This window comes from Pedobacter sp. UYEF25, assembly GCF_054061655.1.
Genome location: NZ_JBSSEL010000001.1, coordinates 324,162 through 336,665, shown reverse-complemented (window position 1 = coordinate 336,665; position 12,504 = coordinate 324,162). Strand labels below are relative to the sequence as shown.

The 12,504-nt window shown below is 37.6% G+C and carries 9 protein-coding genes and 1 pseudogene; 5 read left to right on the top strand and 5 right to left on the bottom strand.

From position 1 onward, the window contains the following. Positions 1–4: 4 nt before the first annotated feature. Positions 5–1,468 (bottom strand): arginine deiminase family protein, encoded by a 1,464-nt coding sequence (locus ACVWYG_RS01295; protein WP_457268318.1) that lies wholly within the window; start codon positions 1,466–1,468, stop codon positions 5–7. A gap of 248 nt (positions 1,469–1,716) precedes the next feature. Between ACVWYG_RS01295 and argS the strand changes: the two genes are divergently transcribed. After that, positions 1,717–3,489 carry an arginine--tRNA ligase gene (gene argS, locus ACVWYG_RS01290; protein ID WP_457268317.1) on the top strand — a complete coding sequence of 591 codons (1,773 nt, stop codon included), beginning with the start codon at positions 1,717–1,719 and terminating at the stop codon, positions 3,487–3,489. Positions 3,490–3,578: 89 nt separating this feature from the next. On the opposite strand, the pseudogene ACVWYG_RS01285 reads toward argS, so the two are convergent. Both ACVWYG_RS01285 and mgrA read right to left on the bottom strand, forming a co-directional pair. Next, positions 3,579–4,490: pseudogene (locus tag ACVWYG_RS01285) on the bottom strand (cation diffusion facilitator family transporter). 24 nt (positions 4,491–4,514) lie between these two features. Next, a complete protein-coding gene (mgrA, locus tag ACVWYG_RS01280; protein WP_457268316.1) occupies positions 4,515–5,504 on the bottom strand; it encodes an L-glyceraldehyde 3-phosphate reductase in 990 nt (329 codons plus the stop codon). 151 nt (positions 5,505–5,655) lie between these two features. Between mgrA and ACVWYG_RS01275 the strand changes: the two genes are divergently transcribed. After that, on the top strand, positions 5,656–6,831 hold the full coding sequence (locus tag ACVWYG_RS01275; protein WP_457268315.1) for an aldose epimerase family protein: 1,176 nt from the start codon (positions 5,656–5,658) through the stop codon (positions 6,829–6,831). 622 nt (positions 6,832–7,453) lie between these two features. Here ACVWYG_RS01275 and ACVWYG_RS01270 read toward each other — a convergent pair. Beyond that, on the bottom strand, positions 7,454–8,026 hold the full coding sequence (locus ACVWYG_RS01270) for a phosphatase PAP2 family protein (protein ID WP_457268314.1): 573 nt from the start codon (positions 8,024–8,026) through the stop codon (positions 7,454–7,456). A 182-nt stretch (positions 8,027–8,208) separates the two neighbouring features. On the opposite strand from ACVWYG_RS01270, the gene ACVWYG_RS01265 reads away from it, so the two are divergent. From ACVWYG_RS01265 to ACVWYG_RS01255, 3 genes are all read left to right on the top strand, one after another. Continuing rightward, positions 8,209–8,547, top strand: coding sequence for a hypothetical protein (locus ACVWYG_RS01265; RefSeq protein ID WP_457268313.1), 339 nt, complete (start codon positions 8,209–8,211; stop codon positions 8,545–8,547). 7 nt (positions 8,548–8,554) lie between these two features. Beyond that, positions 8,555–8,716: a DUF559 domain-containing protein gene (locus ACVWYG_RS01260; protein WP_457268312.1), complete on the top strand. Its 162-nt coding sequence runs from the start codon at positions 8,555–8,557 to the stop codon at positions 8,714–8,716. Between the two features lie 65 nt (positions 8,717–8,781). Continuing rightward, entirely contained in the window at positions 8,782–9,471 is a 690-nt protein-coding gene (locus tag ACVWYG_RS01255) for a lysoplasmalogenase (protein WP_457268311.1), read from the top strand. A 186-nt stretch (positions 9,472–9,657) separates the two neighbouring features. Here ACVWYG_RS01255 and pbpC read toward each other — a convergent pair whose 3' ends face one another. Beyond that, complete coding sequence (pbpC, locus tag ACVWYG_RS01250) at positions 9,658–12,033, bottom strand: penicillin-binding protein 1C (RefSeq protein ID WP_457268310.1); 2,376 nt, start codon at positions 12,031–12,033, stop codon at positions 9,658–9,660. Between the last annotated feature and the right edge of the window lie 471 nt (positions 12,034–12,504).

Genomic DNA, 12,504 nt, shown 5'->3' with positions numbered 1-12,504 from the left:
TGAATTAGTGGTGTATTTTTGACAAATCTTCTAGGCGATCTCTTAAAAGGGGCATGCTCATACAATGAAAACCGCCACGGGCACGGGATAATTCGGCCGAAGGCATTAAAATAAGCGTGTCTTTAATGGTTTCCACATCAACTTTGCCAGATTCTAAGTCATTAATCAAATCTCTAACCTTTACAACATCGAATCCTGCGTCTTTAAAAGCTTCCACGGTCTTATCATTTCTATCATAGCCAACTACCACGCCTTCTTTCAGCGCGAGCAGGTTGCAAGAATCTGTCCATTGCTCTCTAGAATCATAAGGGAAAGAATTATTCCCGCTGTAAATAATTTTCGTCGGTTCGGTGCTTTTTAAATCGTTCTGACTAATGTCGTTAAGCAAGGCTTCAACATTTTGAAAAACTTTCGGTTTGCCGGGGTTTGATTTTGTAAATTGAATTGCAGTTGTTGCCTCTAGTCTTTCGGGCTCCTTTAAAAAATTTATAGGTTCTAGCGAATTGTACTTCGGAGAATGCGCTATGGAATTTAAAATAATCCATGTATTTCGTTTCACTTGCGTAAAAACGGTATCCAAATGCATGTAATCTCGTTTGCTGGGAATCTTCACTACAGTAACTTTTTCTACCACATTATTGTCGAAGAGTAATTTAATTGCTTCATTTGCCCCATGCTCGGATGTTCTTTCACTGCAACCAATCAATACATGGTTTGGCGCAACCACCATCACATCGCCGCCTTCTAAAGTGGTGCTAAAAGCTGGTTCGTCGCCCGGCCGTAAAAAGTGCATGGTTACATCAGGTATTTCTAAAACAAAATCACGATAAGCTTCGAATAATGCATGATTGAAGAAGATATACCTCATTAATAGCGTTTCTCTAACCCGAGCTTTTTTCGCAGGCTTATTTATGAGAATGAAATTATTGATGGTTGTGCCAACATCTCTCGTAAAAATTAAGTTTGGAATCGGGGCAAAAATCATCGTGTCGTTGGCAAGAGTACCCGAAATTAAAATTTCTGCAAGTTGCTCGGAATCTGTGTCGATCAACTCCAATTGCACTTTATAGGTAATTCCTTCAATTGCGCAAACTGCGGCAACAAGCTTTTTTTTGATAGATTCCATCTGCAATATTTCACTCAACAGCGTCTGAATTTCTATTACAGAATTTGAGTGATGGAAATCGGGGCTTTTTGGTTTATAGAAAGCCCGCTTGGCAGACGGAGCATCTATTGATGCCAACTTCCCCTTAATTTTAGCAGGATCTAAAAAATACATCAGTAGCTTCAAATAGTAATCATATTCTTTTCTTCTAATGGTATCTAAATGTACAATGTCTTCAAAAAGCCAATCTTGCGCCTTCGAGGGCACAACTTTCCCCAATCCGCTATCTGGGCTGTGAATGAGCAGCTTACGCAAGCGGCCAACTTCACTCATTACATTCACAGTTTCGATTTTTTTATCCATGTTTGACATATCAATTCATATAAGTTAGTGAGACCAACCAAAGTTTCTACAGGATAAGACGGCTCTAAACGTCTGTCCTCGAATTCGCAAAAACCAAATTCCAATAAATAGCACTATTTGGTTAAGGTCACTATTTTGGTTGTTCAAAAAATAAAAGTAAATCAATTTTTCTGATTAAAATGCGAAGTATGTCGGTTCTAAGTTAAATGTGTCTTTTTTAGCTAAGCGTTTTTAGCTACTTTTGACACATGGATTTTATTTACGATGCAACGCACAACGCTGTATTAGAACTTTACCAAGAGGATGTTTCCCCAAGTTTAATCAACATAACAGATACCCGCAAAGAGTTTGATGGACAGGTTACTGTGGTGGTTTTTCCTATCACGCGTTTTTCTAAAAAATCTCCAGAACAAACAGGTAACGAGATTGGCGAATACTTGAAAAATAATGTCGCTGAAATTACAGATTTTAATGTTGTAAAGGGATTTCTTAACCTCTCCTTAAGCGAAGATTTTTTTTTAAAACATTTTACTGAAGTGATATCTGAGGATGATTTCGGTAAATTTCCTTCAAATGGAAAGAAAATAATGGTCGAGTATTCTTCGCCAAACACCAACAAACCGCTTCATTTGGGGCACGTCAGAAATAATTTACTAGGTTATTCCGTCTCTAAATTATTAGAAGCTTACGGTTATGAAGTAATAAAGGTAAATCTGGTAAACGACCGAGGGATACACATTTGTAAGTCTATGCTAGCTTGGCAAAAGTGGGGAAACGGCGAAACACCCGAAAGTACAGGGATAAAAGGAGATCATTTGGTCGGAAAATATTACGTCATTTTTGATCAAGAATACAAAAAGCAAATAGAACAGTTAAAATTAGCTGGTGTAGACGAAGAGCAGGCCAAGAAAACTGCGCAACTCATTGTAGAAGCACAGCAAATGTTGCAAAAATGGGAAGCTAATGATGTAGAAGTGATGCAGCTTTGGAACATGATGAATGAGTGGGTCTATGCAGGCTTCGCAATCACTTATAAAAACCTAGGAGTAGAATTTGACAAGTATTATTTTGAAAGCAGCACCTATTTACTGGGAAAGGATACGGTAGAAGAAGGTCTAAGAAAAGGTGTTTTTTTTAAAAAAGACGATGGGTCGGTTTGGATTGATTTAACGGCAGAAGGACTCGACCAAAAGTTGGTACTAAGGGCAGATGGCACCTCGGTTTACATTACCCAAGATTTAGGAACTGCTAAAATGAAATATGATGATTTTGGCATGGATGAATCGATTTATGTAGTCGGTAATGAGCAAGATTATCATTTTAAAGTGCTCTTTCTTATTTTGCACAAGCTTGGTAAGAGTTGGGCAAATGGACTTTATCATCTGTCTTATGGCATGGTTGATTTACCGAACGGAAAAATGAAAAGTAGGGAAGGTACGGTAGTCGATGCGGATGAATTGATAGAAAGCATGGTCGAGACCGCCAGAGAGAAATCAATTGAGCTTGGAAAGATAAATGATTTTAACGAGCAGGAAAAAGAAGAGCTCTACAAAAGAATTGGTCTTGGTGCCTTAAAGTACTTCCTGCTAAAAGTTGAGCCAAAAAAACGACTTCTTTTTAATCCTGCGGAAAGTATAGATTTTCAAGGCAATACGGGGCCGTTTATTCAATACACGCACGCCAGGATAAAATCTCTCTTATTAAAAGCTGGTTACAAAAAAGCTAAATTAGATTCAAAGCTTTCTGGTCTAGGGGAGGTAGAACTCGATATGATTATTTTGTTAGCCAAATACCCCGCAGAAGTAGAAACTGCGGCACTCGCGCATAGTCCTGCAAGTTTAGCCAATTATTTATACGAGTTGGCGAAATTATTTAACAAATTCTATCACGATGTGCCTCCTATCATAAAAACCGAAGAACAAGAAGTACAGCGATTTAGGCTCAATCTTTGTAAAAAAACAGCGGATGTACTCCACGCGGGTTTGTCAATTCTTGGAATAAATGCGCCCGAACGAATGTAGTTATAGGTTTGCTTTCTAAATAGTTACATCTTAATTATCAGTTCTGATGCGGAGAAATTCTATCTAATTTATCGATTAATAGAATATCGTTAATTATCGAAAGAGGACGAAGAAGGTTCTATAACTACGTGCTTAATTACATCGAATTCCTTCTTTAAGAGATTTTTTATTCTTGCTACGCTCAACTCAATCTCCTGCGTTTTCATGTCATTGTTAAAATCAACGCTAAGCACAAGCAACACCTCGTTGGGAGATTGATAAGTTGATAAAAGCCTCCTAACAGCTAACACGCTTTTGTCTTTACCAACTGTTATTTTTACCTGTTCCTGTATTTTCTTAGATAAGCCTTCGCCCATGAGCAAACTTCTATTCTCTCTGCCTAAAATTATACTTACCAAAACGAGTAAAACACCAACCATTAAAGAGGCCAGACCATCTAGCCAAGGCATTTTAAAATGATGACTTAAAAGCATCAAGATAAATACAAAAAGCAGACCAAGAACTGCCGCGCCGTCTTCAAAAATAACAAGAAATCCAGATGGATCTTTACTATTCTTAAAAGCTTTCCACCAGTCAACACCTCTACGTGTTTGATTAAATTCTTTTAACGCAATAAGAAGGGAACTGCCTTCAAATATCAACGAAAGCGCTAAAACGATGTAATTCCAAGTAGGATTTTTTAATTCTTCGGGATTCAAAATGTGGTAAATGCCTTGGGTAATAGAAACCACTCCACCCAAGGCAAAAATCATTATAGCAACTATGAACGACCAGAAATAAAGCTCCTTGCCGTAGCCGAATGGACGAGTTTCATCTGCTGGTCTCTTACTTTTTTTTAACGCATATAGCAATAAGATCTAGTTACTTGTATCAACTGTGGAATGAATTCCTTCAGCAATCATGGAAGAGCTACTTGTAAAAGCACCGGCCACAAATTTAGTTATCGCGATAAGCAAATTTGCAGCTAAAGCGCTATAAATTGATTTGTTTGCTCTTGCCACTCAGTCTAGTTCTTAAGATACAAATTAGCCTAAAATTTTATCGATTTGATCTAATTCATCCGCGCTGAAAATGATGTTTTTTATAGCTTTTGCCGAGTCAAGCACTTGTTCGGGTTTGCTTACGCCAATAAGTACTGAAGTAATGCGATCGTCTTTCAAAATCCACGACAACGCCATTTGTGCTAGATCTTGGCCTCGAGATTGCGCAAGTTCGTTTAGTCTTGAGATTTTCGCCAATACTTCGGGAGTTAAATTGCTTTCCTTTAAGAAAACGCCGCTCGTCGCTATTCTAGAATCTTCCGGAATGCCTTTTAGATATTTATTGGTTAGTAAGCCTTGGGCCAATGGCGAAAAGGGTATGCAACCTACGCCGCTTTCCTCAAGTACGTCAAGCAATTGATCTTCAACCCAACGTTCAAACATAGAATATTTGGGCTGGTGTATGAGGCAAGGTGTTCCGTTTTTTTTAAGTATATCTATGGCTTTCTTTGCCTCGCCGGCTTCATAATTGGAAATACCAACATAAAGCGCCTTACCTTGCTGCACCATCAAACTTAGCGTATCCATGGTTTCCTGCAAAGGTGTTTCCGGATCTGGGCGGTGATGATAAAATATGTCTACATAATCTATCCCCAATCTTTTTAAACTCTGGTCTAAGCTAGAAACTAAATATTTTTTCGAACCCCAATCGCCGTAAGGACCATCCCACATAGTATATCCCGCTTTGCTAGAAATAATTATTTCATCGCGATAAGCTGACAAGTTTTCTTTTAAAATCCTGCCAAAAACCGTTTCAGCAGATCCCGGAGGCGGACCATAATTATTTGCTAAGTCGAAATGCGTAATTCCATGATCGAAAGCGGTAAAAATAATATTTTTACTGTTGTCGTAATCATTCACAAAACCAAAGTTGTGCCAAAGGCCTAAGGACATTCTTGGAAGCATTAAACCACTTTTTCCGCAACGGCGGTATTGCATCTTTTCGTATCTACTTTCTGCAGCTATATGTTCCATTGTATTCTTTTTATGCAATTATACCAATTTCTTATGAAAAAGGAATTTTTTAGAATGCTTGTCGAAAAAGTGGGCGTTTAACTTCTGTTTGCTATTTTAATTGTTATGGTTACATTTACATTTTATATTTTAACCTAAATATCTTTTTGAAATGAACCTAAAACTTGTTTACTGCCTGCTTGCTTCAGGTGGTTTATTGTTGGCATCTTGTCAATCAAATTCTAAAAAAGACGCGTCATCAGCAGATAGCGCATCAACTAACAATGTAAAAATGGCAAAATTAATGGCAGATTCTTTTAAAACAGAAATCGACGGAAAGCAAGTTGGCTTGTACACTTTAAAGAATAAAAACAATGCGGAAGCAATTTTTACCAACTTTGGAGGCAGATTGGTCAGCTTGTTAGTGCCCGATAAAAACGGAAAATTAGTTGATGTAGTCGTTGGGTTTAAAAGTGTTGCAGACTATGAAAAATCTACTGAACCTTATTTCGGGGCTACGATCGGCAGATTTGGAAATAGGATTGCCAAGGGCAAGTTTACGTTAGATGGGAAAACCTATTCACTTTTTAAAAACAATGGTCAGAACACTTTACATGGTGGTAAAAAAGGTTTTCAGTATGTGGTTTGGGATGCTAAACAGCCAAACGACCATGCCATAGAACTCCATTATTTATCTAAAGATGGTGATGAAAATTTTCCTGGCAATTTAGATGTAAAAGTGACTTACACATTAAATGATGATAATGAATTAGAAATGGATTATGTGGCAACTACCGATAAAAAAACAGTAGTGAACCTAACCAATCATGCTTTTTTCAATCTAAACGGAGAGGGAAGCGGGACAATTTTAGATCATACAGTAACTATTTACGGCGATAAATACACGCCAGTCGATTCTACTTTAATTCCGACAGGAAAAATGGACGCAGTCGCAGGAACTCCGTTTGATTTTACAAAACCAGAAACCATTGGTAAACGCATAAATGATAAAAATGAACAACTTGCTTTTGGGAAAGGATATGACCACAATTATGTATTAAACAAAACTGCAGGAATGGGTATGTATCACGCTGCCACTGTTAAAGGAGATAAATCTGGAATTGTTATGGATGTGTACACTCAAGAACCTGGTTTGCAATTTTATAGTGGTAATTTTATGCAAAGTAAAAACACTTTTAAAGGAGGTGCAACAGACGATTTTAGAACTGCATTTGCAATGGAGACTCAACATTTTCCTGATAGTCCAAACCAACCGACGTTTCCATCTACGGAATTGAAACCAGGACAAGTGTACAAAACAAGTTCTATTTATAAGTTTAGTAAATAGGTTGATATAACAAATAATTTAACGGATTGTAGTCGAGGCTGCAATCCGTTTTTTTATGGAACAGATTTAACTCAAGCTTAAAAGCGCCCTAATAATTAATACGCTCGATCTTAAATAAGTCTAATAAGTTTTTAGATCATTTGGGCGTTACCCTGAAGAGGGTCGCGCTTTACGTTGCAATCTTTTGGCTCGTTCCTCACAAAAAGTATTTCCAAGCAATCGCTAACCGAAATAGCCGAAATGAGTGGTGCGCTAACGATGGGAATGGCATCCTTTAATTGGCCGTTAAAAGCCAATTAAAGATACAATGGACAGCGTGTTAAAGCGCCCAAATAATCATCAATTTACATATCTTAAAATAAATCTTAGGAGTTAAGAAATAATCTGGGCGTTTCCCTGAGGAGGGTCGCGCTTTCCTTCCCAATCTTTTTGTTCGTTCCTCGCAAAATTTCCAAACATCGCTAACGCAAAACAGACATTAGGTCCGAGCGCTAATGGCAAATTCGTTATACTCTTGCCTGCCCTTAAGTGGAAAAACATGAAGTAGATGACCGCACAATGCGCTTAAATGACTCATAATCTTTTTAAAAGAATATTAAAAACTTAAAAAGCCGAAGTGGCTTCATATGTCATTTTTGCCTCTAAAATAAAGATAACACAGTGGGAAAAGTAAAGTTAAACCAAGCAAAAATCCACCCAAAACATCTGTAAACCAATGGGCACCGAGGTAAATTCTAGAAAATGGAATACTTACAACGTAAAATATAGAGATAGCGATCAGCACTTTTCTAATGGTTGGCTGGATTCCTTTCAGGGTAAACATTAGGATGAGTAAAAACCCAAAAAAGAGGGTGTAGGAAAGTACATGACCACTTGGGAAACTTTGGAATCGATTGATTCCTACCAACCGTACATAAAGCGCTGTCGGTCTGGGCCGATTGACCAAGTTTTTTACAACCAGAATGACTAAACCAGAACTCAAAATGCTTACAGTATAATAACCTTCTCTTTTGAAATCAGCTAGGTAAAAAATAATCGCTGCTAAAATAACGGATATTAAAGAATACGGCAACTCGCCGAAGAAACTTACGGCTAACATTGCATTGTCTAGTAAATTTGAATGATATTGCTGCAGATAATTTGAAATAGCAATATCTGCTTGGAAGATAGGGTGGTGCGCAATAAAAATGCTCAAAAAAATAAAAGCTGAAAGGGTAATTGCGAAAATTAACCAGAAAAAAAGTCCTATAAAGCGCATGTATTTACGTTATAACCTATAAATCAAAATTAAAATAACTTTATCATTCCTAAAGGTTTTTGGATAGAAATTTACTAATCTATTGAACAAATTTGTCTTTTTAGCTGTTGTTTTTATTGATGTCGTCAAAGTTATACCTACCTAAAGAGCGAAACAGAACAAAAGTCCCAAGTTTTGAAGAAGAAGCAGGATTTTACACATCAAAGGCGCGAAGTGCTGTTATGGCTAAAATAAAGGCCAAAGATACGATTCAGGAACTGCGGTTTAGAAATGCATTGTGGGCGAATAATGTACTTTACAGAACTCATATGAACCACATTTTAGGAAAACTAGATTTCGTAATTAACAAATATCGTTTGGTTATTTTTGTGGACGGCGATTTTTTGGCATGGCTTCGGTTGGGCAGAACGGAAGCAAAAAATCAAAACGAACGCTACTTTTTGGATCCCAAAAATTGAAAGGAATATGCAGCGCGATCAATTTGTGAATCAACAACTTAATTTTATGGGCTATACCGTGATGCGTTTTTGGGAACATGAACTGAAGGAAAAATTAAGCGTTTGTTTAAATCAGGTTTTATTGTATTTGGAAACTGTAAAAATGCACCGCATTCCTCCCTCCGAATAACGAGATTTATGCCGAATAAAATATACATTTGATTTGCTGATCACTAATTCCGTCGCATATAATTTATGAAAAATAAAGCTTATTCTATCCTATTTGCGATACTCACATTTGCTGCGATTCTTGCAGATTATCTAAAAAATACCGACTTATTGGCAATTGCAAAACCACTATCTATTGTGTTGTTGCTGGCTTGGCTTTTCCGGGCGGAGCGATTGACAGGTAGATTTCACAAACAGATCTTTATTGGCTTATGTTGTGCCTTCGTCGGAGATTTATATGTAGTTTTTGCAACAAAAGGATATTTAGAAACGACGATCTTTTTTGCGCAGTTTATCTGCTACATATTTTACATTAGGGCATTTTTACTTGATCACAAGTCTAATCCCAAACAAAAAAATAGTTATTTAATTTGGGCAATAATTGGTTTTACAGGTTTCTGTTTCGGAATATTCTTTTATTTACGTCCGCAACTCGGACCACTACAACCCGCAGTTTTACTTTACATGCTGATATTGTGCCTCATGGGAATTTTGGCAGTCAATCGGTTTGATAAAGTGAATCTTTTAAGCTTTAAAATGATTTTATATGCGGCGTTATTTTTCTTGTTTGCGAATACAGTTTGGGCCTTAGATAGATACGTTCAACCCATAGTGGGAAGCTCTGCCTTGGTAATCGCTGGTTATTTTATCGCCCAATATTTGGTCGTTTATGGTACAATCGTTAGGAAATTAAGAGTGAAGAAGACAGAGATTTAACATGAATCTGTGGATCTGTTTTTGGATTTTGAGGTGTAATTTTTGAAAGATTGAAATACCAAGATGGATTTATTTTAGCCCAATTACAATCACCAACTGTATCTCATAAATTAATGTATTAGATATAAAATGTCTTTTGCAAGCGCAAGTTAAAAGCGCACAAATAAAACTATGAACCACAAACTTTCAGTTGCCCTTCCGCTCCTTATCCAATATAGTAAAATACTGCTCCAACCGTTCGCCGTTTTCATCTACCAAAGTTAGTTTGTGCCTTCCCGGCGACGGACTGACAGCCAATTGATGAAAATTTGTGGTCGTTGCGATGTATTCGTCATCTATATGCCAGTAAATTTTTGCCAATGGATTTCTATGAGCGGCATTTAATACCACTTTCCCACGTGTGCCATCAATCTCTAACGGAATGTAAACTGTCGCGTGGTTTTTGGGATAAATAAGTTCCATGGCTGCGGTTGAAGTGTTTATGTCGCAGCCATTTTTAAATGGAGGCAGAGGTTTGTAATCGGCGTTCTTCACTTTATAGTAATATTCCATTGCCGGAGGAAGGATGAAAAAACTTCTATTTTGCATGTTTCCCACTTCTTCGCAATTATCGTTTACCCGATAAGTTCCTGTTTTATCTAAATGAATAAGTTTGTGATAAGGACAAATTCCAGTTTTTTCTCCGCCAAAAGGAACCAGTTCATCTATCACATCTGGGCAATTCTCTCCAGCCTTGTAGCCACTCTGCTTACATATTTTTATGGTTTTAAGTTTTGTTTTTGGCGTTTCAAACCACTTTCCATTTGGCAATTGCCTAAAAATATCAAACAATACTGGTGCGGCAGCTTCTACGCCAACCAATCCGGGGCGACCTTCGCCATCGGCGTTTCCAACCCAAACACAAACCACGTAATCTGGCGTTAGTCCAACGGCCCAAGCATCGCGAAAGCCGAAGCTGGTTCCTGTCTTCCAAGAAATGCGTTGAGAAGAAGAAAATTGTTGCCATAAACCCTCGTCGCCAGGGCGCATTAATTCTTCCATCGCATTAAAGGTCGCCCAAATAGATCCATGATCTAAATAAGAAGATTTTTCTAAAATTGGTTCTTTAGGTTTTTGTTTGATATACGTTGCTTGGTCGTAATCGGCCGCATTATAAAGGCCTTGATAACTGTTAAAATGATTTAAAGTTTTCACCATGCCCATATAAGTGTTCGCCAAATCCCACATGGTTACTTCACTGCCACCCAAAATAAGCGAAAGCCCATAATGGTCTGCAGGTTGGTTGAGCGTACCGATACCCATTTTTTTCAGCTTATCGTAAAACCGCTGGTATTTATATTGTTGCAACATTCTAACGGCCGGAACATTTAACGATCTGCTTAGCGCTTTATCGGCTGCGATTGCACCGTCATAGCCCAAATCGTAATTTTGGGGCGCGTAGCCAGATATTTGCGTCGGAATATCTGGCAATAAAGTAGTTGGCAGGATAAAACCATCATTAAGCATACTTGCATATAAAAAGGGCTTTAATGTGCTCCCCGGACTTCTAGGCCCCTTAATCATATCTACATGACTTTCTAAAGACGGGTCTTCTGGCTGATAAATGTTGCCGACGTAACTGGCCACTTCGCCAGTTCTCGCGTTTAATACCAACGCGGCAATGTTGTTAATTCCGTTAGCTCTATATCTATTGTTGTATCGTTTTACGATGCTGTTTATTTTAAGCTGAAGTTGTTCATCAACAGTCGTCTTTATGCGTGTAGAGTTTACTTTGAGTGCCGAACGTTCTTGCTTAAATCGATTTAAAAGATGTTGGGCGTTTTGCGGTAAGGGCAAAGGTTTACCAGGCACTGGTTCTAACTTAGCTAAGTTTGCCGTTTCTTGTGTGATGTATTTTAGCTTCGCCAATTTGTCTAGTAAATCGTTTCGCTTCTTAATCAGCTTTGATGCATTTTTGCCCGGTAAAACTAAAGACGGACTGTTTGGTAACACGGCCAACGTTGCCATTTCGCCCCAAGAAAGCTGACTAGGGTTTCGGCCATAATAACGCCAACTTGCGGCATCTAAACCAACCACATTACTCCCAAAAGGTGCATTTGCCGCATATAATTTTAAAATTTGATTTTTAGAATTTGTAAGTTCTAATCGTAAAGCCCAAATCATTTCTATTAATTTTTGGCTAATGGTACGGTCTTGCTTGCGCGATAAGCGCATCACCTGCATTGTCAATGTACTTCCGCCGCTAACTATACTTCTAGCGCGTATATCTTGTCTTGTTGCTCTGGCAAGCGCTAAAAAATCTATCCCAATATGATTGTAAAATCGCTTATCTTCAAATGCAATTATGCAATCTTTAAACTTTTGTGGGATGCTATCGGCAATTGGAAATCGCCATTGTCCATCGCTTGCAATAGATGCGCTTAGCAACTTTCCATCACTTGCTTCTATCACATAAGAAGTTGGATAATGGAATAGTTTCTTGGGCAAGCAAAACAGAAAAGCCAACACAATAAGCAGGCAGATGATATCTGAAAGGAGGAAGGCTTTTTGGGTGTTATTCATTAATTAACAGATGTTTCATTCTATTCTTTAAGGCTATTTGGTTGATAAAGGCGCAGTATTTTTTTAACCTTAGAATCTTTGCGATAACTTTAACTATCAATTAAGAATAAGCATACTCAAGCAAAATAAAAATGGGATAATTACGGATATACAAGTTATTCCACCACCTATTCCTTCTTTAAGCCTGAGATTTTGATTAATTAAATTGTTAAAATAAAAATAAACATTAACAGATCCAATCGCCAATGCTAGTAGGTTTAATAAGAGAATATATGGACTTTTACTATTAACCGAAAAACCTATTATAAAAGCAGTTTCGGCTAAAAGCATTGTTAAAACCCCAAAAGCAAAATATGTTCTGTTCGATTGGCGTGTAAAAAAAGTGCTTATCATCTTATTTTTTGTGTCGATAAAAACAGGGTCTAACAAATTGGCATTCTTTTATTGCTCCTCGAAAAATTTTAATTTTAC